At 46.9% G+C, this 22,066-nt stretch carries 23 protein-coding genes, 1 pseudogene and 1 CRISPR repeat array; of the genes and pseudogenes, 5 read left to right on the forward strand and 19 right to left on the reverse strand.

Annotated features, from left to right (window positions below):
* Window positions 1–159 precede the first annotated feature (159 nt).
* Both QT992_RS01085 and psbA read left to right on the forward strand, forming a co-directional pair.
* On the forward strand, window positions 160–1,926 hold the full coding sequence (locus tag QT992_RS01085; protein WP_333318403.1) for an alpha/beta hydrolase: 1,767 nt from the start codon (window positions 160–162) through the stop codon (window positions 1,924–1,926).
* Window positions 1,927–2,123: 197 nt separating this feature from the next.
* Complete coding sequence (psbA, locus tag QT992_RS01090; protein WP_333070606.1) at window positions 2,124–3,206, forward strand: photosystem II q(b) protein; 1,083 nt, start codon at window positions 2,124–2,126, stop codon at window positions 3,204–3,206.
* A gap of 358 nt (window positions 3,207–3,564) precedes the next feature.
* Here the strand turns inward: psbA and QT992_RS01095 are convergent, their stop codons facing one another.
* The 10 genes and pseudogenes from QT992_RS01095 to QT992_RS01140 form a co-directional block, all read right to left on the reverse strand.
* Complete coding sequence (locus tag QT992_RS01095) at window positions 3,565–4,149, reverse strand: GNAT family N-acetyltransferase (RefSeq protein ID WP_333318796.1); 585 nt, start codon at window positions 4,147–4,149, stop codon at window positions 3,565–3,567.
* Window positions 4,150–4,227: 78 nt separating this feature from the next.
* The gene (locus QT992_RS01100) at window positions 4,228–4,473 is read right to left on the reverse strand and encodes a DUF4926 domain-containing protein (RefSeq protein WP_333336250.1); all 246 of its coding nucleotides are present in this window, start codon (window positions 4,471–4,473) and stop codon (window positions 4,228–4,230) included.
* Window positions 4,474–4,479: 6 nt separating this feature from the next.
* Window positions 4,480–4,635, reverse strand: a pseudogene (locus tag QT992_RS01105) (element excision factor XisI family protein); the annotation flags it as partial.
* 42 nt (window positions 4,636–4,677) lie between these two features.
* The gene (locus QT992_RS01110; RefSeq protein ID WP_333336247.1) at window positions 4,678–4,824 is read right to left on the reverse strand and encodes a hypothetical protein; all 147 of its coding nucleotides are present in this window, start codon (window positions 4,822–4,824) and stop codon (window positions 4,678–4,680) included.
* Between the two features lie 64 nt (window positions 4,825–4,888).
* Complete coding sequence (locus QT992_RS01115; protein ID WP_333336244.1) at window positions 4,889–5,746, reverse strand: hypothetical protein; 858 nt, start codon at window positions 5,744–5,746, stop codon at window positions 4,889–4,891.
* 178 nt (window positions 5,747–5,924) lie between these two features.
* The gene (locus tag QT992_RS01120) at window positions 5,925–6,314 is read right to left on the reverse strand and encodes a hypothetical protein (RefSeq protein WP_333318790.1); all 390 of its coding nucleotides are present in this window, start codon (window positions 6,312–6,314) and stop codon (window positions 5,925–5,927) included.
* A complete protein-coding gene (locus QT992_RS01125) occupies window positions 6,311–6,880 on the reverse strand; it encodes a hypothetical protein (protein WP_333318788.1) in 570 nt (189 codons plus the stop codon). Before QT992_RS01125 ends, QT992_RS01120 begins: the two co-directional genes overlap by 4 nt.
* 134 nt (window positions 6,881–7,014) lie before the next feature.
* Window positions 7,015–7,263, reverse strand: coding sequence for a DUF4926 domain-containing protein (locus QT992_RS01130; protein ID WP_333242969.1), 249 nt, complete (start codon window positions 7,261–7,263; stop codon window positions 7,015–7,017).
* Window positions 7,260–7,616, reverse strand: a complete 357-nt coding sequence (locus tag QT992_RS01135; protein WP_333376411.1) for a type II toxin-antitoxin system RelE/ParE family toxin — start codon at window positions 7,614–7,616, stop codon at window positions 7,260–7,262. Before QT992_RS01135 ends, QT992_RS01130 begins: the two co-directional genes overlap by 4 nt.
* Entirely contained in the window at window positions 7,613–7,897 is a 285-nt protein-coding gene (locus QT992_RS01140) for a hypothetical protein (RefSeq protein ID WP_333318786.1), read from the reverse strand. The genes QT992_RS01135 and QT992_RS01140 overlap by 4 nt, the downstream gene beginning before the upstream one ends.
* A gap of 214 nt (window positions 7,898–8,111) precedes the next feature.
* Between QT992_RS01140 and QT992_RS01145 the strand changes: the two genes are divergently transcribed.
* Window positions 8,112–8,549: a DUF2000 domain-containing protein gene (locus QT992_RS01145; RefSeq protein ID WP_333318798.1), complete on the forward strand. Its 438-nt coding sequence runs from the start codon at window positions 8,112–8,114 to the stop codon at window positions 8,547–8,549.
* 279 nt (window positions 8,550–8,828) lie between these two features.
* Here QT992_RS01145 and QT992_RS01150 read toward each other — a convergent pair whose 3' ends face one another.
* The 4 genes from QT992_RS01150 to gltB form a co-directional block, all read right to left on the reverse strand.
* Window positions 8,829–9,113 (reverse strand): hypothetical protein, encoded by a 285-nt coding sequence (locus QT992_RS01150; protein WP_333336239.1) that lies wholly within the window; start codon window positions 9,111–9,113, stop codon window positions 8,829–8,831.
* 134 nt (window positions 9,114–9,247) lie between these two features.
* Window positions 9,248–9,598: a DUF5615 family PIN-like protein gene (locus QT992_RS01155; RefSeq protein WP_333376358.1), complete on the reverse strand. Its 351-nt coding sequence runs from the start codon at window positions 9,596–9,598 to the stop codon at window positions 9,248–9,250.
* Entirely contained in the window at window positions 9,595–9,918 is a 324-nt protein-coding gene (locus QT992_RS01160; protein ID WP_333376360.1) for a DUF433 domain-containing protein, read from the reverse strand. Before QT992_RS01160 ends, QT992_RS01155 begins: the two co-directional genes overlap by 4 nt.
* 304 nt (window positions 9,919–10,222) lie before the next feature.
* Complete coding sequence (gene gltB, locus QT992_RS01165; RefSeq protein WP_333376362.1) at window positions 10,223–14,809, reverse strand: glutamate synthase large subunit; 4,587 nt, start codon at window positions 14,807–14,809, stop codon at window positions 10,223–10,225.
* A gap of 415 nt (window positions 14,810–15,224) precedes the next feature.
* Here gltB and QT992_RS01170 point away from each other — a divergent pair, with 415 nt between their 5' ends.
* Window positions 15,225–15,413 (forward strand): hypothetical protein, encoded by a 189-nt coding sequence (locus QT992_RS01170; RefSeq protein WP_333318775.1) that lies wholly within the window; start codon window positions 15,225–15,227, stop codon window positions 15,411–15,413.
* Between the two features lie 134 nt (window positions 15,414–15,547).
* Here QT992_RS01170 and QT992_RS01175 read toward each other — a convergent pair whose 3' ends face one another.
* Entirely contained in the window at window positions 15,548–16,264 is a 717-nt protein-coding gene (locus QT992_RS01175) for a GDYXXLXY domain-containing protein (RefSeq protein ID WP_333336227.1), read from the reverse strand.
* A 109-nt stretch (window positions 16,265–16,373) separates the two neighbouring features.
* Entirely contained in the window at window positions 16,374–17,774 is a 1,401-nt protein-coding gene (locus QT992_RS01180; protein ID WP_333336224.1) for a DUF2157 domain-containing protein, read from the reverse strand.
* A gap of 317 nt (window positions 17,775–18,091) precedes the next feature.
* Here QT992_RS01180 and QT992_RS01185 point away from each other — a divergent pair, with 317 nt between their 5' ends.
* Complete coding sequence (locus QT992_RS01185; protein ID WP_333376363.1) at window positions 18,092–18,685, forward strand: Uma2 family endonuclease; 594 nt, start codon at window positions 18,092–18,094, stop codon at window positions 18,683–18,685.
* A 258-nt stretch (window positions 18,686–18,943) separates the two neighbouring features.
* Here the strand turns inward: QT992_RS01185 and QT992_RS01190 are convergent, their stop codons facing one another.
* From QT992_RS01190 to QT992_RS33475, 3 genes are all read right to left on the reverse strand, one after another.
* Window positions 18,944–19,225, reverse strand: a complete 282-nt coding sequence (locus QT992_RS01190) for a hypothetical protein (protein ID WP_333376365.1) — start codon at window positions 19,223–19,225, stop codon at window positions 18,944–18,946.
* A gap of 45 nt (window positions 19,226–19,270) precedes the next feature.
* A CRISPR array of direct repeats spans window positions 19,271–20,672; the repeat unit is 37 nt; unit sequence GTTTCAATCCCTGATAGGGATTTAGGTTGATTGCAAC.
* Between the two features lie 253 nt (window positions 20,673–20,925).
* Entirely contained in the window at window positions 20,926–21,636 is a 711-nt protein-coding gene (locus tag QT992_RS01195; protein ID WP_333376367.1) for a DUF547 domain-containing protein, read from the reverse strand.
* Window positions 21,637–21,866: 230 nt separating this feature from the next.
* Complete coding sequence (locus tag QT992_RS33475) at window positions 21,867–22,016, reverse strand: pentapeptide repeat-containing protein (protein ID WP_445305789.1); 150 nt, start codon at window positions 22,014–22,016, stop codon at window positions 21,867–21,869.
* Window positions 22,017–22,066: the final 50 nt, after the last annotated feature.

Consider the following 22,066-nt stretch of genomic DNA (forward strand, 5'->3'; position numbering starts at 1 on the left):
CTTGTCAGGTCAGAAAATTGCTCTTTTGGCTATGCTTCCCAAGATAACCTAATTTCCGAAGCATCCCAACCAACAGATCGATTTTTCGGCATTAAATGTTGACGAAACAATTTACATCATTTCACCGACTAATTATTAGAAGTCCTAGGTGTGAAAGTTATGAACTGTCTGTTTTCGAGCCTCTCCACTGCTGCCCTTCGCTCTCGGCGGTCGATCGCCCCAAAATACCTAGGATTGTTTGCATTCACGGCTGTTTGCACCGCCGCACCGGCAATGGGTGCCGAGCGAATTTACGTAACTTACGGGCCGCTAGAAGAATCAGTTCCCATCGAATCCCTGGCACTTTTCGCCAAAGAAGGCAAAATAGACTCAAACTTGGACGGCTTCGCTCAGTACCTCAAAGAGTCTCAGCTAGCTGAGATTCGCAGCGCCCTGCAAGCGGAAGCTGAAATCAGCCCCGTGACGATCGCCCAATTCCTTTACACGCCTCAAGGAGAAGTGCTGCTGAGACGCTTGGGCCGAGTAATTCAAACCAAAGCTCGGCAGCCTGGATTTTATGCCATCCGAGCCGCCCTGATTTTAGCAGCCTCAGATCCCGAAGGCCTGACAATTCTCAACGTGCTGCGGAAATTCCCCACCTATGGCATCAGGATTGACATCGCCCGCGCCTTGGGTATCGCTAACGAGCTGACATCGCTGATTAACCGTTCCAATCAGACGATCGCCGGAGTCGCTCAATTGTCCGAAGCACAAGCAGCCTCTGAACCCGCCATACCGCCCGCCGCCATGCTGCAGCCCCAGCTACCGGGCCCCTATACTTGGAAAAAATCATCGGTAACTTTGACGAGTCCCAATCGCGTTAGCGAAGCCCTCGAAGAGGATCGCACGTTTGATATGGACATTTACCTGCCGCAGCGGAGCCCGCAACCTGCCCCAGTAGTAGTAATTTCCCACGGTTTAGGTTCCGATCGCCTTTCCTTTCAATATTTAGCAAAACACCTAGCCTCCTACGGCTTTGCCGTCGCCGTCCCCGAACACCCCGGCAGCAACGCCCAACAAATCCAAGACTTAGTAACAGGCAGAGCCAATCAAGTAGCAGAACCAGGAGAATTTGTCAACCGCCCCCTCGACATCAAAGACCTGCTCGATTATTTAACCAAACTTTCTACAACCGATCCTGCCTATCAAGGGCAGCTCGACTTGCAGCGAGTCGGCGTCATCGGCCAGTCTTTCGGGGGCTATACGGCTTTAGCATTAGCTGGGGCGGGGATTAATTTTGCACAGCTAGACAAAGATTGCGGACTCGAAAACGATACTTGGAACCTCTCCCTACTGTTGCAGTGCCGCGCCCGCGGCCTAGAGCGCAACCAGTACAATTTAGGCGACCCGCGCATCAAAGCTGCGATCGCCATCAACCCGATCGTCAGCAGCATTCTCGGAGAAACAAACCTCAGCAAAATCCAAATCCCAGTCATGCTAATCGCAGGCAGCGCCGATACCGTCGCCCCCGCTTTGCTCGAACAAATTCAACCGTTCACTTGGCTGACATCGCCCAACAAATATCTCGTACTGATGAACAACGGGACTCACTTCTCAACGATCGAGGAATCCCCTCAAAGCCTCTTTCTGCCACCACCACAGGCGATCGGGCCCGAACCAGCTTTAGCCCGCCGCTACCTCAGCGGACTCAGCCTAGCTTTCATGGAATGCTATTTGAACAATAAATCCAATTTCCGCCCGTATTTGGAGCCATCCTACGCTTTAAGCATCTCCAGAGACACTCTGGGACTGAGAATTTTGCGATCGCTCACCCCGCAGCAACTCCAGCAGTTCAGGATTTCTCCACCTGCTCGCAGGCCAGTCTCTCCACCTGTCCTCGCTCCTGTTCCTCTACCTTCTCCACCTCCGAGCGCTCCCGTTCGTTAGGGTTGAGGTGCGCCGCGTCTGCTGGCTGGCATATCTTGTCGCGCGGGGACGATCGCCCCTCTCTCTCCTTTCATCAGCTTTCCTAATCACAGTCATCAGTTTAACTGTCGCTACACCCCTTTACAAACGTTAACAATACCGTTAATAATAGAAACATCATCCGAACATTGACAACCAAATACAGCAATCATAAAACCATGACAACAACCTTACAGCAGCGCGAAAGCGCCAACGTCTGGGAACGCTTTTGTGAGTGGGTCACAAGCACCGACAACCGCATATATGTAGGTTGGTTCGGAGTCTTGATGATTCCTACCTTGCTCAGCGCCACCATTTGCTACATCATCGCCTTCATCGCTGCCCCTCCAGTGGACATCGACGGCATCCGCGAACCAGTAGCAGGTTCCTTGATGTACGGTAACAACATCATCACAGGTGCTGTTGTTCCTTCATCTAACGCGATCGGTCTTCACTTCTACCCAATCTGGGAAGCAGCTTCCCTCGATGAGTGGTTGTACAACGGCGGCCCTTACCAATTGGTAATTTTCCACTTCCTGATCGGTGTATTTTGCTACATGGGTCGTGAATGGGAACTGTCCTACCGCTTAGGTATGCGTCCTTGGATCTGCGTCGCTTACTCTGCACCTGTTGCAGCAGCCACCGCAGTATTCTTGATCTACCCAATTGGACAAGGTTCGTTCTCTGACGGTATGCCTTTGGGTATCTCCGGTACATTCAACTTCATGATCGTGTTCCAAGCCGAGCACAACATCCTGATGCACCCGTTCCACATGTTGGGAGTTGCTGGTGTCTTCGGTGGTTCTTTGTTCTCCGCCATGCACGGTTCCTTGGTAACATCTTCCTTGGTTCGTGAAACAACCGAAACCGAATCGCAAAACTACGGTTACAAATTCGGTCAAGAAGAAGAAACCTACAACATCGTTGCAGCCCACGGCTACTTCGGTCGTTTGATTTTCCAATACGCTTCTTTCAACAACAGCCGTTCTTTGCACTTCTTGTTAGGTGCATGGCCAGTTGTCGGTATCTGGTTTACCGCTTTGGGTATCTCCACGATGGCTTTCAACTTGAACGGTTTCAACTTCAACCAATCGATTATCGACTCGCAAGGTCGTGTTATCAATACTTGGGCTGATGTGATCAACCGCGCTAACTTGGGTATGGAAGTAATGCACGAGCGCAATGCTCACAACTTCCCTCTCGACTTGGCTGCTAGTGAAGTCACCCCAGTAGCTTTGGTTGCTCCTTCTATCAACGGCTAAGTTTTAGCTATCGATTGACAAAAAGCGCTCCTAGAAATAGGGGCGCTTTTTGTTTGGGGAAAAATATTTTTCCTGCAGGGAGGGAGGGGAAGTATCACAACCGCCAAGGGAGGTAGAGCGAGCTTATTTGAGATGGCAATTCGCGGAGATAACAGTTCCCTCGCTTCGGGTAATTCCTGTTAGGCTGGATTGGGAGCATCTCAGTTTTGCATTTACAGTGCGAGCGTCCCCGCTCGCGTATTGTACAATACGCGAGCGGGGACGCTCGCACTACAATAAAAAAAATGCTTTTTACAAAACTGAGATGCTCCCGCTGGATGGAGGTCGGCTTCTGCTGGGAGACTCACTCCTGATAAATTCAAGTTTCTTTAAACATCACAATACATTCATAATTTTCTAAATCCAGAAATAGATCAATTTGCAAAGTTCCTATTTGTTCAAATCCCTGTTTTTGGTGAAACATTAGGGAACGAGCATTAGCTATTGGCTGGGTAACAATAAACAGCGAAATAAATGAATTAGGAAAAAGTTGATAAATTTTTTTATACATAAATTGAGCAACACCTCTACCCATCCAATCTAACTTTGTTGCTACTCTTTCGAGATAAAAATGCCGATCGCTGGTGCCTCTTTTCTTAAAAACCTCATCTTTCCAGATAATTTTATCCAAGATTTCATCAGATATTTTGGGTTGTGATATAGCCACAAATCCCACAATTTCCCCATCGGTTTTAGTGGCAACAAAATATCTGCATGAATTATTTAAGCTTTGGACAATCTCATCTTCAGTAATTTGTGTTAGCAAAAAGCCGCGCTCGATCGACTTATTTTGACCGCGGGCATGAGAATTGTGAATATTGACGATCGCCTGTATGTCCTCTCGCTCGGCTTCTCTAAAAGTTAGATATTCCATTGCATAGTGTGTAGGAACGCTGTCATACATTTGCGATTTTAACGCTCAGGTTTATCTATTCTAACAGCTAGATATAGAGCGCATACCAGATTTAGTTTTGTAAATATTTTAGGGGCGATCGCCTTCGGACAATATCATGACTGTAGGTATGTCTGCACTTGTGGGCGATCGCAAATAACTTCCAGGTAGCGTGGCAACTGCTACAGTGTTTCCCAACAGATCGAAAAACTCAACGCTATACCCTGTTTCTAGTCCCTCAACGTGATGCTGTTCTACAACTGTACCGATATCGCCGGCATAAAGTCTTTCTTCTGGAAGGTTGCACAGCAAGATGACATCTGAATAAAGTTTCATGAAGTGCTAAGAAGCTACTGCAAAATCGGTGTATTGCCGCATCCCAGGCTCGTGAAATGCCAACACAATATCTTCCTTGGCAACCCCTGCACGCACCAAATCCGTTGCAATCCCATCTTCTGTCCAGTCTTCCTCGATCCAGAATTTGCGATCGCGAATCCGAACGTAAACAGCCCATCGATTTTAGATTTTAGATTTTAGATTTTAGATTGAAGAATAGGAGAATAAATGACCGTTTTGTTCGTCGGTAATCAAGAATGTCTGGATGTCTGCTTGAGGGTAGCGGCACAATTCTACATACTCGGTCAAAATACGTTTGATTACTTTGGGATACTCGATTAGTTTATCCATTGCACTATTTTCTCTACTATCGATCGACCTTTTTTCCCATCGCACTGCGCGAATTGCGCTCGCCTCAAATCCCTGATTCAGTCAAAGCTAGGTTCAAATCATCAATCAACCCCAATTGTTGGGCCCACTCTGTTAAGTAATCCCGATCCAAATTCTCAGATTGGACTTTCAGAATTCCCAAAACATCATGCCATTGTTTTTGAGACTGAGACTGTTGCCGCCAGAGCAGTTTGGCCAACACAATATCTTCAGGAGAAGCCACCCAAAATTGTTCTACACCAGCTTCGTCAAGCGCTTCTAATCGTCGTCTTGCCATTTTTGAGCGATCGAATTCAGTGTTAGAATTCAGCACAATATCAGCGTTCAATACTAAAGTCATGTGAGTGACGCTCAACACCATCCCTCTACCGTCTTGAATATCTTTTACCGAACCCGGAGGGCAGTAAAAACCAGCCGTTTCTAGTGCTTCAACTAATTGAAATATATTGTCCCGGAGCAATTCAATTACTAAATCTAAATCGCGTGTTGTTCTCGGGTCGCCATAGACAGAAGCGGCAACGCCTCCTGTAATATAATAAGAGACACCTAATGTTTCAAAAATTGGGTGCAACAGTCTAGCAATTTCGCTGGGGTCTTGCGTCCACATAGAGGGCTCACTGGTGGGGGTTAAAATTGGCAACCACTTGCTACCTAATATCGATCGAGCAAATCGCTCTTTGTAGGTTGAGGGACAAGCTTTTTTCATTCCGCGCAAGCTAACAGTTTTTGCCCAACGATTTAATTTTGCTCCCATTTGCCACCGTTGGGAATTGGTGAGTTGCCGCAGTAGGTAAAAATCAATTGCATCAGCTTCAGGAGTTTTATCATCCGACTGGGGACGGTATCCAGGTTTAATGGATATTTTCGGTATGGATTGAATCATTTTGCTTGTTGATTTCCCTAATTCTATACATGATATCAGTTAACAAGTCTAACTGTAGGTCTGTCTGCACTTGTGGGCGATCGCAAATAACTTCCAGGTAGCGTCGCAACTGCTACAATGTTTCCCAACAAATCGAAGAACTCAAGGCCATAACCTGTTTCTAGTCCCTCGACGAGTGCTATTGATTTACCAGTCCTCGCAGTTCCTTAATGTCGATGTGGATTCCTTGACGTTTCAGATATTGGCTCAAGTTAATCTGGATGAATAAATCTTTGAGCTCTTCAGCAATCTCTGCCGGGGGATTGCCAGATAACGCAGTTGCAATTAGACGTTCTGCCATTCGTAATTCGCCACATTCAATCGCTAAAGATGCTGCGCTGCGGTGAAGCACAGAACGAGTGGGTTCAGCATCAAGGGCGCTAGCGATTAAGGCTGCGGCCTGAGTTTCTTGTTCAAGGGCTTGGCGCGTCAATTGTGCAGCCAACTCCAACGCACCTCTTAAGCGGGCGACTGCCGCTGCTTCGGCTAAATCCATTGCTTGTTTGTGGAGCGATTGAATCTGGCTCATTGGAGTACGGTTCCTTCAAGATTTTGCTTGGCGCTAATAATAGAAATCGGTCGGCTAAACTCTACTACAATGATATACGCTGGCAAGCCTTGTGCGTCTGAGGCGCGGGTTTGTTCAGTTTTCAGCTTGACTCTAGTATTGATTTGACTTTGATTGCCTTTGCGAATTCCAGAAACCTCTAGCCGAGCCATTCGCTCAAATGGCAGTGTCGTAGCTGAATTTTGACTTCCTAACCAATAGTCAAATCCAGTTCCTTTGCGAGAGCGTTCAATGACTGTGAGATTTGTTAATTGCAAAATTAACAGGAATGCGATTCCATAAGCAGCCTGCTCGGTAGTATATTCTTCGTCATTCCAACATCGTCGGGTTTGCTCGGTGACTGGCTGCCAATCTAACTGGAATGTGGCAGAAAATTCTCCCTCAACTTTAAGTGTTACTCCTGGTTGGTGAGCTTCATCGGTTAGACAAATCGCACCTGCTTCTGCGATCGCGGCTCCAAAGGCAGGTGTAATCGCAGGGAGTCCCTGGCTAAGGCTTTGTAAGTTTAAGATTTGAATCTGGCTCAAAGCGACGTTGCTCTATGGAAAGTAGATGTTCAATTTTACTCTCAGTTGGGACAATTTGAGTCGATCGCCACTATTTTTAGACGATCGCCTTCCTCGACTTGGGGTCATCATCGCGATTGTACTATTTCCTCTACTTACGCAGCAAAACTATTAACCAGTCTAACTGTAGGTCTGTCTGCACTTGTGGGCGATCGCAAATAACTTCCAGGTAGTGTCGCAACTGCTACAGTGTTTCCCAACAGATCGAAAAACTCAACGCTATAACCTGTTTCTAGTCCTTCAACGTGATGCTGTTCTACAACCGTACCGATATCGCCGGCATAAAGTCCTTCTTCTGGAAGGTTGCACAGTAAAATGACATCTGAATAAAGTTGATAGTTCATAATTCTTCTGATTCGGGAAATTTTTGCTCGTATTGGCCTAGAATTTCTCGAACTGTTTCGGCGGCGATGTCTGATAGGTCTGATTTAGAATAGATAGTCACCAAAACGATCGAATCGCTAGTTTTGAGGTAATAAATAGCACGGTAGCCAGCGCTTTTGCCTTTTTGAATGTCGCTGTTTTTAATTCTGACTTTGAAAATTTCGTACTCCATTCCCGGAATGCGCGAACCCGGAAGTTCCCCCGCTTGAAGTTGTTCGATTACAGGCTGAATGTCGTTGCGAATGTTGCGATAGCGTTTGGCTAAAGTTCGTAAATCTCGTTGAAATCGGGGGGTGACTTCAATTTGGATCAGTTGTCATCGATTCCGTCCCACAGTTGAGACAAAGGGAGAGTTTGTCCGGTAATTGCTTCATGAAAGCCTTGCTGAATCCCTTCGATGACAGTTTCAGTGGGGTCATCATCGGGATCGATATCAGTGTTTTGACGAAGTTTTTGTTGCAGTTCTTTGAAGCGTCCTTTATAGATATCTTCCCATTTATCGGACTGCAAGAATTTGATGAAAGCTAAGACTTCTTGTTGTTGGTCTGGCGATAAGACCTTCACATTTTCCAAAATGGCTTGTTCGACGGTCATAATTATCCCTTTTTTTTGATTGCTATTTTACAATCTAGTAACAACATTATATCGCACGGGTGGGTTGACAGCAATTCGGGGGTGAGTTCAATTGCGATCGGTTGTCGATGGTTGCGCTCGCGCTCAATTAAATCGCAAATAACTTCCAGGTAGCGTGGTAGAATTTCTGAGTTAGGTTTAAGTCGTTAAGTACCCAAAGGTTGGTTTGAAAGCGATGTCAGTAGAACATAATGCCGCTAAGTACAAAATAGTTGCTGTTTTAAACAAGACGCTGGAACCAGGCACTGCAATGAATGCTGTTGCCCATATGGGGGCTGGTTTAGTAGCTTCAGCAAGCGAAGAGATTAGAGAAAAGATGAGCTTTATTGACTTCCCCGATCGAAATGAGATTGTCCATAGCAGCATATCTGCTTTGTCTCTCATCGTTCTGCGTGGAACTTCAAACGAAATTCGCAAAATTCGTGACAAAGTGCGCGAACACAATCTTCATTTCGTGGATTTTCTAGAAACCATGACAGGAGATACGTACAAGGAGCAATTGGAAAAAACGCAGGCAGTTGCTTACGGCGAGCTAAACTTTTATGGAATCATGCTCTTCGGTGAAAAAGAAGTTATCGCTCCAATTACGAAAAGGCAATCTCTTTGGAAATAAGTTCATAAATTTAGAGCTAAAAGTATGAGCGGTTTCAACCACAGAGGTAACAAACGAGTTTGAGCATTGTACAGCTAAATGATATCTCATGTTTTAGCTATTCAAAAATAAATTAATAGCTTCTGTTATCCTTATCAAATTATCTTTATCTGTACTTGAATCTGCCAAGAAAATCGTATTTCTTCCTTGCCTGAGACTAACTACAATGTCCCAAAATTTATCCCTATTTAGTCCACCCGCACCTACTAAGCTAACCGTTGAAATTTCTGAAATCGGAAATTATTGTCGATTACTCCAGAAAATACCTCGTCGAACTAACAAAAGTTGATTGACTGTCCGATCAAATGTAATAGAAGCGATACTACTTCTTAGAAAAGTCAATACACTAAATCCGAGGAAAACTATTGATGCTAGGGCTGCTTGGTTGCTGTTGTTAGGCATAGTGCTTATATAGGCATAAGCAAAAGCAAGACCAGCAATCAATTGTGCCGATGCAAAAAACCAAGCAGTGAATGGTTTAGCCTCTAGTTGCAAACGGGTTTGAGTCTGTTCAACAATCTTCATTTTTGCTTAATCATCTAATAATTTTAGGCGAGCGCATGGGGGTTCAGAAACCAGGTTTGTCACCAAAATCTCGGTGAGGATGATTAAACTACTTAAATTGTACCTGCAATTTATCAACGGCGACCTAGCAGACTTTATAGAGGTAAATATGCAATACGATTAAGCCAGTCTTCGGCTTCAGATGTTTGCCATATCTTGATTAGATGGTTTATTGCTTCGCCTATTGGGAAACTTTGTAACACAATAATCACTCCTGAACTGGTTTGAGTGGCAGTAAATTCAGCAAAGTATCTTGGCATGGTTCTTTTGTCGTGAGAAACGAGAACTCTACCGTCTTGGGCTACAAAATTCAATACTTCCAAATCAGTCAAACCAATTAAATTTGATACGTTTGATGTTTGAAAATCAAGAGTGGGTTCGCGTCTCACAATACCCGTCACAATCGCTTGGTTTAAATCTGCATCTGCTTGAAAGCGAATCTTCATAACTGGCTGGTGCGATCGCTATATAGTTTTTGATAAAGTAACGAGTTATTTTCCCTTGCTTGCTGTCTCAAGGTTTCAAATAGTTGTTCTCCCTCGAATAAATAAGCATCAATGGCTGTGCGGTTAGCAAGATAAAAAGAAATCCCACCATAAACTTCTTCTAGCGTCAGCACAGGGAATGATTGAACGATACTTTCTGGGGATTGTCCGGCCAGGAAAGCATAGACAATTGAATCTAAAGAAACGCGCTTCCCAAGGATGCGGTAGCAACCATCTTTTTCTTCAACGTACTGTTTTGTCCTTAATATTGCTGCACTCATAGTTTACCTACTTTCATGCTCGTTACTCGTTCCCAAACAGAGCCAATTGGTGACAACTTAAGACTGAAATTCACAATAAATGTCGCTTTTAGGCAAAGTCTAGATCCCCCTAAATCCCCCTTAAGAAGGGGGACTTTGAAAGAACGCTCTTGTCCCCTTCTAGATCCCCCTAAATCCCCCTTAAGAAGAGGGACTTTGAGAAGATTTCTTGTCCCCCCCTTATTAAGGGGGGTTAGGGGGGATCTAGACTTCGCTACAAACAAGAAAGACCCTTGCTACATGAGTAGAATTCTACCGCAGAACCCTAGCTACCGCCAATCCGAGCGACATCGCGAGCATTTTCTTCAAATGCAGCCGTCAGCGCATCATCACCGCTTAAACCCGATGCGATCGCCCTTTCAATAGCCTGCAACACCCGCTTATAATCCCTCGGCATCACCTTCACAAACACCGGCACCATCGAGTCCCAATTTGCCAGAACCTTCGATGCCTTCGCACTTCCAGTCAAATCAAAGTGAGTCTGAATTAACTGCCGCAAATCGCTAATTTCCTCAACATCCTCCAATTTTTCCAAATCCACCATCGACATATTGCAGCGAGTAGCAAAATCCCCCGCTTCATCCAAAATGTAAGCAACACCGCCACTCATACCCGCTGCAAAATTGCGCCCGGTTTCACCCAAAACTACAACTTTGCCGCCAGTCATGTACTCGCAACCGTGATCGCCCACACCTTCAACTACTGCATTAACGCCGGAGTTACGCACCCCAAAACGTTCGCCCGCCATCCCTCGGATGAAAACCTCGCCGGATGTCGCGCCGTAAAGCACTACGTTACCGACAATCACGTTTTCTTCCGCGACAAAGGTAGAAGCTGGCGACGGATACAGGATGATTTTGCCGCCGCTGAGCCCCTTGCCCAAATAGTCGTTAGCTTCGCCTTCGAGCTCCAGGGTGACTCCCTTGGGCACAAAAGCCCCAAAGCTTTGTCCAGCGCTGCCTTGGAAGTGCAGGTGCACCGTGTCATCCGGCAAACCTTCCCAGTGGCGTTTGGTGATTTCGTTGCCGAGAATTGTGCCGACAACGCGGTTGACATTGGTAATCGGTAGCTTGGCGTGGACTTTTTCACCGTTTTCGATCGCACCTTTGCACAAATCCAGCAGTACACTCATGTCGAGAGACTTTTCCAAACCATGATCCTGCGCCATCTGACAATAGCGCCCGACATCCGCCCCAACCTCCGGCTGATAAAGGATTTTCGAGAAATCCAAACCCTTAGCCTTCCAGTGTTCCACCGCTTGCTGAGGTTCCAAAACATCAGTGCGGCCAACCATTTCATTCAGCGTGCGGAAGCCCAACTGCGCCATAATTTCCCGGACTTCCTGCGCGATGAAAGTCATAAAGTTTACCGTGTGCTCGGGGTCGCCGGTAAAGTTTTTCCGCAGCAGCGGGTCTTGGGTCGCTACGCCCACCGGGCAAGTGTTCAGGTGGCAAACGCGCATCATGATGCAGCCCAATGTCACCAGCGGCGCGGTCGCAAAACCGAATTCCTCAGCGCCAAGCAAGGCAGCAATTACTACATCGCGGCCGGTTTTCATTTGACCGTCAGTTTCCACGACAATCCGGCTGCGGAGATTGTTGAGAACCAAAGTCTGATGAGTTTCCGCCAGTCCCAATTCCCAAGGTAATCCGGCGTGTTTGATCGAAGTTTGCGGCGAAGCGCCGGTACCGCCGTCGTAGCCGGAAATCAACACGACATCGGCGTGGGCTTTCGCAACACCCGCCGCGATCGTCCCGACTCCAACTTCCGACACGAGTTTGACGCTAATCCGCGCTTCCCGGTTGGAATTTTTCAAGTCGTGAATCAATTCGGCCAAATCTTCGATCGAATAAATGTCGTGGTGAGGAGGAGGCGAAATCAAACCCACACCCGGAGTCGAGTTCCGTACCTTGGCAATCCACGGGTATACTTTTTTACCTGGCAACTGTCCGCCTTCACCGGGTTTCGCGCCTTGCGCCATCTTGATTTGCAGTTCCCGCGCTTGGGAAAGGTACAAGCTGGTAACGCCGAAACGCCCGGAAGCAACTTGTTTGATCGCGCTGTTTTTCGAGTCGCCGCGATCGTTCGTCCAAGTGTAGCGATCGGGATCTTCGCCACCTTCACCGGTGTTCGATTTGCCACCAATGCGGTTCATCGCTACTGCTAGCGATTCGTGCGCTTCTTTAGAAATCGAACCATAACTCATCGCCCCAGTTTTAAAGCGTTTGAGAATAGATTCGATCGGCTCAACTTCCTCAATGGGTATCGATTCCCGCTGTTTGAATTGCAACAAACCGCGCAAGGTAAAATGCTGCTGGTTTTGTTCGTTTACCAGCCCAGAATACTGTTTGAAAAGCGTATAACTGCCCTCGCGCACCGACTTTTGCAGCGCGTGAATTGTCTGCGGGCTAAACAAATGCGCCTCGCCTTCTTTCCGCCACTGATATTCGCCGCCAACATCGAGAGTATGTCCGCTGGCTGGGCGGTCTGGGAATGCGTGAGTATGGCGCAAAATAGCTTCTCGGGCGATGACTTCGAGGTCTACGCCTTCAATCCGCGATGCCGTCCAAGCAAAGTATTTATCGACTACGGATTTGTTTAAGCCGATCGCCTCAAAAATCTGCGCGCCGCGATAACTTTGAATTGTGGAAATCCCAATTTTCGAGGCAACTTTCGTCACACCTTTAGTTGCGGCTTTGACGTAGTTTTTGCAAGCTGTTTTGTACTCGACATTTAGCAGCAATCCTTCGCGGATCGAATCGGCGATCGTCTCAAAGGCCAAATACGGATTAATCGCGCCGCAACCATATCCAATAAGTGTCGCAAAGTGATGCACTTCGCGCGGTTCGCCGGATTCGAGCACGAGTCCCGCCCGCGTGCGCGTACCTTTACGGATCAAGTGGTGGTGCAGGCCCGCAACTGCCAGCAGCGCCGGAATTGCAGCTTTGTCGGAATTGATACCCCGATCGCTCAAAATGATGATATTCACCCCGGAGGCGATCGCGCTGTCTGCTGCCGCAAAAACGTCTTCTAAGGCTTGTTCAAGACCTTTTACCCCGCTTTTGGGGTCAAACAAAATCGGCACGGTGACGGACTTGAAATTGCCCTCATTTACGTGTTGGAGCTTAGCTAATTCTTCATTGCTGAGAATTGGCGTTTTCAGTTCAATCAAATGACAGCTTTCGGGTTCTGGTTTGAGCAAATTGCGTTCAGCGCCGATCGTAGTTTCGGCAGAAGTTACAATTTCTTCGCGGATAGAATCAATTGGCGGATTGGTAACTTGAGCAAACAACTGCTGGAAGTATTCATAAAGCAGTTTTGGCCGGTTGGAAAGCACCGCCAGCGGCGTATCGGCACCCATCGCACCGACAGCTTCCACGCCATCTTTCGCCATCGGCGCTAACAGCAACCGCAGTTCTTCAAAGGTGTAGCCAAAGGCCATTTGCCGCTGCAATAATGTTTCGGGATGCGATTCTGGCAATGCCGGCGCATCTTTCAGTTTGGCGATTTCGACCATGTGCTGGTCGATCCACTCGCGGTACGGGTGTTCTGTGGCGATTTTGGTTTTAATTTCCTCGTCAGAAACGATGCGGCCTTCCTCGGTATTTACTAGGAACATCCGCCCCGGTTGCAAGCGACCTTTTGATACAATTCGTTCTGGGGCGATCGGCAAAACTCCCGCTTCCGATGCCATAATTACCAAGTCGTCTTTGGTAACGCAGTAGCGGGAAGGGCGCAAACCGTTGCGATCGAGCACGGCCCCGATCGATGTACCATCGGTAAATGCGATCGAAGCTGGGCCGTCCCAAGGTTCCATCAAGCAAGAATGGTATTCGTAGAAAGCCTTTTTCTCGTCACTCATGGACTCGTGGGCTGTCCAAGGTTCGGGAATCATCATCATTACGGCGTGCGGCAAAGAACGCCCAGCCAAATTCAGCAATTCCAAAGCATTGTCAAAAATCGTCGAGTCGCTGCCTTCGATATTGATTAAATTGGGGATTTTCTTTAAGTCATCGCCGAATAGTTCCGACTCGAACAGCGATTGCCGCGCGTGCATCCAGTTAATGTTGCCGCGCATCGTGTTAATTTCGCCGTTGTGGGCGATGTAGCGGTAAGGGTGCGATCGTTCCCAACTCGGAAAAGTATTCGTGCTGAAGCGCGAGTGAACCAGGGCTAGAGCGCTTTCCATGTCGGGGTCGTGCAGGTCGGGATAGTAATCTCCCACTTGCACCGGCATTAACATACCCTTGTAGACGATCGTCCGGCACGAGAGAGTGGAATTGTACCAGTAGGGGTCTGTGTTAGTTCTGCGGATGGCGTTGTGAGCCCGTTTGCGGATGACGTACAGTTTCCGCTCGAAAGCCGCCTCGTCAATACCTGCGGCGCGCCGGAGGAACACTTGCTGCATGAAGGGTTCGCTAGATTTGGCGGTGTCGCCCAGGGACGAGTTATCGGTGGGAACATCGCGCCAGCCCAGAACTTCCTGGCCTTCTTCGGCGGCGATTTCCTCAAAAATGCGTTTGCCGTTTTCGCGTTCAGTTTGATTTGGCGACGAGTAAATCGCGCCAACGCCGTACTCGCCGGCTTCGGGAAGTTCGATGTTTAGGCCCGCCGTTACTTTTTTGAGAAACTTGTGGGGTACCTGCATCAAAATCCCCGCCCCGTCTCCGGTGTTGGGTTCGCAGCCGCACGCGCCTCGGTGGTCGAGGTTCAATAGGATTGTCAGTGCCTGCTCGACAATTTCGTGGGATTTGTTACCCTTCATCTGTACGATGAATCCGACTCCGCAAGCGTCGTGCTCGAACTGCGGATCGTACAGACCTTGCTTTTGTGGCAGTCCGTTGCTGTTCATTTTGATGCTCCTGTCAAAGTGGCGAAAAGATGTTTATCTAGAGTAGAGCGTGGGATGGCGATCGCTCTAGTATCATGTATTATATGTGGATCTACTCAATTGGGTAGAGCTACCAAAAAATCCCAGCTTATTCGATCCGAGTAAAAAAATAGTTAAACCTGAGATGTTGCACCATTGTCAGCAACAGGCAAGATGCCTGTTCCACAAAGAGTGAATTTTCTTGTGGAACAGGCATCTTGCCTGTTCATAAATAAGTGAAAAACAGCTTGTTGGCAACTAGACGATCAATTATATATTTTGAATTATTTAACCGCAGAGGCCGCAGAGAGCGCAGAGGAAGAGAAGAGAGATGAGTAATTCCGATACCAACTCACATCTTGCACCCTTGTTAGTAAGCTTTTCAAGGGCGGGCAAGATGCCCAGCCCACAAAATTTACTCTCTGTGGAACAGGCAAGAGGCCTGTTCTTGAGAAATGAGTTTATCGCACTGTTAGTGCGACTGTATCCTCAGCGTCTGGGTGACATTATTCATCAGCATTTTGCCTTCTCATCCGCGATGAATCTTGCTGAAAAATTGCAACAAGTCGATCGACCTTTTGGCTAAATTGGCTAAAACTGATATGTTGCACCGTTCTCAATTACTTGTTTAGGAACAGGCAAGATGCCTGTTCCACAAGAAAATTTATATTTTGTGGAACAGGCATCTTGCCTGTTGCTGACAATGGTGCGAGATATCAGCTAAAATCGATAATTGCGATCGCGCACCCACAAACTCACAGGCACAGCATGGCCTGTTTTGTCAACCTTTACTTCTACCAAAAAAGATTGTCGCTGGTTCCTTTGAGCTTCGCTAATGTCCTGATTGACTTTTTCCCTTTCATCCTCTGGCATATAATAAGTTTCTAAGCCGTATTCCATCTGCCAACCGTTATATTTGCCCTTAATTGCGATTTGATTGGCGGGCAAATTAACGGGATTTTTGAGACTGACGCGGACGGGTTTCCAAGCTTGGGGGCGGCCGGGATTAGTCGCCGCTTTTGGCGCTTCTAAGATTACATAAAAACTGGTTTTTGGCTTGACACTGTGCGTATTTTGTGGACAAGCAACTCCGGGCGGGCAATATATTTCTTCGCCCGGTAAATCTTTCCAGCCGGGGAGTTTTTGCAGATTTGTGCGATCGGAAATATCATAGCTCAAAACTTGGTAATATCCGCGCAAAAAGTCGTAAGGGTCTACTGGTGCTGTTTGCAGGACAACTGTTTTGCCAGTAATAAAAGTGTAAACGGCGGTGGCGGGTACGGCGGCAATTAGTCCGATTTGCAGCAGCAAAGGAACCCACAGCCGCCACGCGGGGAGGCGTTTCGCAGCGGGGGGAAGGGTGAATGATGGGGGATTAGGGCTGGTATCTGCTATTTCGGAACTTGGATGTGTTAAATCTGGATTTTCGGTGTTCATATTGGGAATTGGGAATTGGTTCGCAGAATAATATCGTTGAGCTTTGAATCGGGATAATCATCTTCCGAGTGCAGTGCAAGGGGGACGATCGCACTATAGTAGAATGCTCCTATTCAGCGGGTATTTTTGCGAAGTGGCGCTCGAACCACAAACCCGCAGCAATTACGCCAATTCCGCACAAAACAAATACAAATGATTTGAGCAACAATCCTGTGTTATATTCAAAGACTCTGCTGATAATTTGCAGGGTGATTAATACCATGCCTCCCCAAAAAGTCCGGCGGTTGCCTAAAGCTAAACCTTCTCGGATTAAGCCGACAGCGAGCAAAAATAAGGAAACATTGAACAGAAAAGTCGCTAATTGAGGAAGGGGAGTAAAATTGAGGTGAATAAGCGGTATTAAGGCGCTGGTGAGGATTAAAATGCCGATCGCACTTGTAGTCAAATCCACTGCTTTTTGTTGGGGCCGCCGGAGTTCCAAACGTCCCAAACGCAGCCACTCAAACACTGTGAAACCGCCCAAAACAGCCATATTTGCCAGCAAAACCCAATCGGGCTCCGTTTGGCCAGGATTCGGCGAATCTTGCCACAACCAGTGGAAAGAAAGAACATAAAACAAACTGGCGAGAAACAGCAGTGCTAAACTGCGGGCGGTAGGTTGAAACAGCCTGCTGCGTACCTTCGGCCAGATTGCATCGTCGTATCCCCACAGCAAAGCGGGCGGTAAAGCACAAAAAATTGCAGCAGCCCAGGTTGGATTTAACCCTTGGACGATAGAAACTTGTAGGGAGAAAATTATCGCGATCGCACCTATGGCAAAAATAGCACGCGATCGACACCAATAAGCCAGCGGCACAAACATTATACTGGCTGCGATCGGCATTTGCCGCACCAAAACTTCCAGCCAAGAAAACTCGACTTTGGAAGACCAATCTAACACGGCAAGCCAATAGCCCAAACCGATTAAAAGTGCGGACAAAACGCCCAAGGAAGTCAACCGCAAACTGTAAGCCATTCCGAGCACGCCGATTCCCCAAGCAAGGTAAAGTCCGTAGGAAGAACCGCCAATGTGGAACATTTGCGCCATCAATGCCATATTTGCTCCTAAAATCAGAGCTCCTAATAGCAACAATCCTTCACCTAGGAGTTTGTTTCGCCCTTTTGTTGCGGGCAGATTGGGAGGGGAGTTTTGGCTTCGGGATGGGGGAATTCGCCACAGATAGAAACCTGCTGCATTGACTGCTACGAAAAGACTTAGCAGCAGTGCAACTCTCACTTCGCGCGACCAAACTTGCCAGTTTGCGGCTACAAAGGTGATGACTCCTATACCGAGGAGAATGCCGCCGAGACTCATCAGAATGCTGAGGAATCGGTTTCGGGAGGCGGTTTCCAGTGTGTTGAATTGGTAGCGTTCCGAAAGTTGTTGGTAGAATGAAGTGTCGATGAGTCCTTCTGCTTGCCAGAGTTTGGCTTGATCTCGCAACTCGCGCCGAAATTTATCTGAAATCATTTTTAATATTCCAGAGGATTTGAACTGTGATAGTTTTTAATATGTCACTTGTGAGTCGATTGTCGATGGAGGCTGGGACACCTGCTGAACTTGCACAGCAGATTTGATTGATATCCTTCCGCTGTTGAAACCGTTTCTATAGCAATCCTAAATCATTCAGATAAATTTGTAGGGGTAGTGCCCCCGTGCCTACCCCCTATCTATCGGGGCAACCACGGGGGGATTGCCCCTACAATAATTACGCAAATCATTTAGGATTGCTATATATAAACAAACTCCCAGCAGAAAGAAACGAATAAATAAAGGAATGTAAAATTATGGTACAAGCTCAATCTAAAAAATTAACTTTTGACGAGTACCTTAATTACTCAAATGATACGGGTCAACGCTATGAGTTAATTGATGGGGAGTTAATAGCTTTGCCACCAGAATCTGAACCTAATAATTTCATTGCTAACTATCTATTTTTCTATTTTGCTAGCAGCGGGCTAGTGCCACTCAGGCTGATTAAAACGCATAATTGCGAGGTTCAAGTTGCCGTTTTGCGATCGGGAGATGCGGCCAACCGCTACCCCGATTTGATAATTCTGGAACCTGAACACATTCCGCTGACAGCAACCAGGCTAACTATCACTTTCGATATGCTGCCTCCTCGGTTTGTTGTGGAGGTAGTGAGTCCGGGTAGAGTGGGCAGGGATCGGGATTACGAGCGCAAACGAGCTCAGTACGCAGCGCGGGGCATCGCAGAGTATTGGGTTATCGATCCAATTGAACAAGTTGTGACGGTTTTGCGGCTTGAGAATGGGCAATATGTTGAGGTTGGGGTATTTCGGGATGGAGAGGCGATCGTATCTCCGATGTTTCCACAGCTAAGTTTGACGGTTCAACAGATTTTGAGTGGAGAGGTTTAAGGGCGGATCGATAGCTAATTGGTTAGCATTCATCTAACCACCTACCGATTAGTGAAAATCTCCACCCTCAACCTGATTGAGGCCATGTTTCAATCCCTGATAGGGATTTAGGTTGATTGCGGCGAAGAAGGAGTCAGGAGTCAGGAGTCAGGAGAAGAATACCCTCTTTCCTCCTGTCTCCTCCTCTCCTGAATACTTCCGAAAGTTTCAATCCCCGATAGGGATTTAGGTTGATTGCAACGGCGATCGGCATAAATCTTACTTTTGCCGTCGCGACGACCACACCAGCGCGGCGGCAGGGGGAGCTATCAAGCCGGCAAAGCCCAAGGCTACCCGCAAGTTGATTTGGTCTTCACTGGCAAACCGAGACAGAAAAACACCTAAAAACAAACCCACAACGCACGAACCGAGCAAAATCAAAGCATTAGCACCCTCGATTTGAGTAGCGCGCTTACCACCAACAGGGGCACCGCAGTGAGGGCAGTTAGTAGCAGTTGAGGCAACCTTACCGTCACACTCTGAACATTTGATTAGAGCCATAAAATCGGATTCTCAAAATGTTTGGGTTAAACACTAAAATATCATATTTCAATCCCTGATAGGGATTTAGGTTGATTGCAACAATTTCTCGTAGAGCTTTTGCGGCATTAGGTCAGTTTCAATCCCTGATAGGGATTTAGGTTGATTGCAACCGGAGTCGGAGTGTGCAGGCCTGCCGGATTTCGGCGTTTCAATCCCTGATAGGGATTTAGGTTGATTGCAACTTGTACCGCCCAGTTCTAACTGTTCAAGTAGTGGGTTTCAATCCCTGATAGGGATTTAGGTTGATTGCAACCTTGCAGCGGGTGCAATTGCTGGCTATTTTGCGTTTCAATCCCTGATAGGGATTTAGGTTGATTGCAACTTATAGTTGTCAACACCCTATTTGAACAATTTATTCAGTTTCAATCCCTGATAGGGATTTAGGTTGATTGCAACAAATATGGGTATTCTTCAATCGTCGGATAGGGCATGTTTCAATCCCTGATAGGGATTTAGGTTGATTGCAACTTATCGAAGTCTTGCTTTTGCTGCCGTCAGGGTTGTTTCAATCCCTGATAGGGATTTAGGTTGATTGCAACGAATGCACATAGTCATAATGTTGCGTGTGGTGAATGTTTCAATCCCTGATAGGGATTTAGGTTGATTGCAACAAGAGTAGAGTATGCAAAAGAAGAGAAAAGGCTTGTTTCAATCCCTGATAGGGATTTAGGTTGATTGCAACAGCGGGTAGCCTATATGATAGCTACAGAGTCAAAAGTTTCAATCCCTGATAGGGATTTAGGTTGATTGCAACCAACAAACTTCTTTGTGGTAAATTCCAAGTCTAGTTTCAATCCCTGATAGGGATTTAGGTTGATTGCAACTAAGTTTTAAACCGACAACTTGCTCCAATGGCTGTTTCAATCCCTGATAGGGATTTAGGTTGATTGCAACTTAGGCGAGGTACGCCATCTCGTACCTCAAACCGTTGGTTTCAATCCCTGATAGGGATTTAGGTTGATTGCAACGAGGAGGCAAACAAAGCTAATAAACTTTCGATCGTTTCAATCCCTGATAGGGATTTAGGTTGATTGCAACTGGCCCAAGTTACTCCTAACTGTAACTTGTTTATGTTTCAATCCCTGATAGGGATTTAGGTTGATTGCAACGAGTTGGTCATGGCTGACCGAAATATCCGTGTCAAAATGTTTCAATCCCTGATAGGGATTTAGGTTGATTGCAACTCATTAGTTTCAGTTTCAAGTTCGCTTTCAGGTAGTTTCAATCCCTGATAGGGATTTAGGTTGATTGCAACATTGCAACTGCCTCACCTTGACTGAACTGATGGCATCTGTTTCAATCCCTGATAGGGATTTAGGTTGATTGCAACACTCAGTTGGGCGGACTTTTGACGGCTATCGCTGGACTGTTTCAATCCCTGATAGGGATTTAGGTTGATTGCAACAGTTGGTTTCTGAAACTGTTACTGTATTTAGTTTTCAAGGTTCGTTTGCGTCTGTACATATTAAAAGTACCATTTCAAGATCGACCTGTCAATAGGCAAGTTTTTCAACAGCACTCAAAACCCATCACAGCAAGCATTACAGCGTTTTTGGGAACCTATTTTTTCCAAAAGTGGCTCAAATCCTTACAGAACAAGCGATACAACCGAAAAAAAACCACCCCACAAAAAAAACACCTACCCCTAGGCGCAAATTTTATCCATCAACCCGATTTAAATTCCAGTCGTAAGGCAAAAAAACGATCGCCCATCCATCACCCACAGCCACCTCCGGCCCCAAATAACCGCCCACATAGTCAGCCACCGAACCCGCCGCCTTCACAAAATCCTCGCCGTACCACTTAAAAATCTTGCTCAAATAAAGCGTCTTTTTCTCGGCATCATATCGCACCTTATCAGGATTGTGAATAAAACGGCTGGCATCCGCTTCTAGTTGAGTCCGTACCGACTCGGGGAAATAAGCCCCCCGGCGCAGCAGCGGGCACCCGACTGAAGCGCAAACTAATGCAAAATGGATGCGCGGTTCCGCAAATTCCGGCCGCAAAATTGCGTGTTCGATTTGATTGAGACTGTACTTTTTGCCGCCAATAATCGTATTTGAACGAGTGAAAAAATCCAAAAAACTCAGCCAGTTGGGAATTCCCAAAACTTTGGGACGGATCGACGCGATCGGATATACTTCCAGAACTTGAGAAATTGCGATCGCATTGTACGCATTCAGCCACAACGCCAGCCGCGCATCCGCATCAGTACCATCCGCCAAATCCACATCGGCCAAACTTTCCAGCCACGCCCTCAAAACATCCGCCCCCTCAGCTTTCCAGCCCCGATAATTGACGCGGCCGAAATCGTCAACGTAGCGTTGCAGCAACTCGTCCCAAATCGTAAAGTCGATCGTACCGATCATTTATTACTATCCCTAATATAAGGCGGGCATTGCTTTAGATTCTGTTTCTATTTAATACTACCGTCAATCGATTTTAGATTTTAGATTTTAGATTTTAGATTTTAGAGGCGACCCCACGGATAAATGCCGGGGCTTGAGGATTTTCGATTGATTCCACGGATAAATGCGGGGGCTTGTACCATCAAGAAATTCTCGGTCAACCAAAATAATACCTCCAACGGTAGGATTTTTTAGATTAGACCCCTCAAACGGGCTCTGGTTAAATTAGCTTGAGTCAAATTAGCGGCTTGTAAATTAGCTTGCCGCCAAGCAGCCCCGCTCAAATTTGCCCCTTGGAAATTGGCATTTGCTAAACTCGCCTGCCGCAGGGAAATGCCGATAAAATCGCCGCCCGGACACTGGTTAGTTTACCACAACTAATTGACTTGCT

The sequence above is a fragment of the Microcoleus sp. T3_D1 genome (assembly GCF_036700405.1).
In the GTDB taxonomy this organism is placed as follows: domain Bacteria; phylum Cyanobacteriota; class Cyanobacteriia; order Cyanobacteriales; family Microcoleaceae; genus Microcoleus.

What these genes read in the sequence shown, in the direction of transcription:
- QT992_RS01115 (WP_333336244.1), bottom strand. Translation starts at nt 5,746, where the DNA reads ATGATTCAATCCATACCGAAAATATCCATTAAACCTGGATACCGTCCC.
- gltB (WP_333376362.1), bottom strand. Translation starts at nt 14,809, where the DNA reads ATGAACAGCAACGGACTGCCACAAAAGCAAGGTCTGTACGATCCGCAG.
- QT992_RS01120 (WP_333318790.1), bottom strand. Translation starts at nt 6,314, where the DNA reads ATGAGCCAGATTCAATCGCTCCACAAACAAGCAATGGATTTAGCCGAA.
- QT992_RS01180 (WP_333336224.1), bottom strand. Translation starts at nt 17,774, where the DNA reads ATGATTTCAGATAAATTTCGGCGCGAGTTGCGAGATCAAGCCAAACTC.
- QT992_RS01195 (WP_333376367.1), bottom strand. Translation starts at nt 21,636, where the DNA reads ATGATCGGTACGATCGACTTTACGATTTGGGACGAGTTGCTGCAACGC.
- QT992_RS01175 (WP_333336227.1), bottom strand. Translation starts at nt 16,264, where the DNA reads ATGAACACCGAAAATCCAGATTTAACACATCCAAGTTCCGAAATAGCA.
- QT992_RS01145 (WP_333318798.1), top strand. Translation starts at nt 8,112, where the DNA reads ATGTCAGTAGAACATAATGCCGCTAAGTACAAAATAGTTGCTGTTTTA.
- QT992_RS01160 (WP_333376360.1), bottom strand. Translation starts at nt 9,918, where the DNA reads ATGAGTGCAGCAATATTAAGGACAAAACAGTACGTTGAAGAAAAAGAT.
- QT992_RS01110 (WP_333336247.1), bottom strand. Translation starts at nt 4,824, where the DNA reads ATGGATAAACTAATCGAGTATCCCAAAGTAATCAAACGTATTTTGACC.
- QT992_RS01085 (WP_333318403.1), top strand. Translation starts at nt 160, where the DNA reads ATGAACTGTCTGTTTTCGAGCCTCTCCACTGCTGCCCTTCGCTCTCGG.
- QT992_RS01185 (WP_333376363.1), top strand. Translation starts at nt 18,092, where the DNA reads ATGGTACAAGCTCAATCTAAAAAATTAACTTTTGACGAGTACCTTAAT.
- QT992_RS01095 (WP_333318796.1), bottom strand. Translation starts at nt 4,149, where the DNA reads ATGTATGACAGCGTTCCTACACACTATGCAATGGAATATCTAACTTTT.
- QT992_RS01150 (WP_333336239.1), bottom strand. Translation starts at nt 9,113, where the DNA reads ATGAAGATTGTTGAACAGACTCAAACCCGTTTGCAACTAGAGGCTAAA.
- QT992_RS01140 (WP_333318786.1), bottom strand. Translation starts at nt 7,897, where the DNA reads ATGACCGTCGAACAAGCCATTTTGGAAAATGTGAAGGTCTTATCGCCA.
- QT992_RS01170 (WP_333318775.1), top strand. Translation starts at nt 15,225, where the DNA reads ATGCCCAGCCCACAAAATTTACTCTCTGTGGAACAGGCAAGAGGCCTG.
- QT992_RS01155 (WP_333376358.1), bottom strand. Translation starts at nt 9,598, where the DNA reads ATGAAGATTCGCTTTCAAGCAGATGCAGATTTAAACCAAGCGATTGTG.
- QT992_RS01130 (WP_333242969.1), bottom strand. Translation starts at nt 7,263, where the DNA reads ATGAACTATCAACTTTATTCAGATGTCATTTTACTGTGCAACCTTCCA.
- QT992_RS01100 (WP_333336250.1), bottom strand. Translation starts at nt 4,473, where the DNA reads ATGAAACTTTATTCAGATGTCATCTTGCTGTGCAACCTTCCAGAAGAA.
- QT992_RS01190 (WP_333376365.1), bottom strand. Translation starts at nt 19,225, where the DNA reads ATGGCTCTAATCAAATGTTCAGAGTGTGACGGTAAGGTTGCCTCAACT.
- psbA (WP_333070606.1), top strand. Translation starts at nt 2,124, where the DNA reads ATGACAACAACCTTACAGCAGCGCGAAAGCGCCAACGTCTGGGAACGC.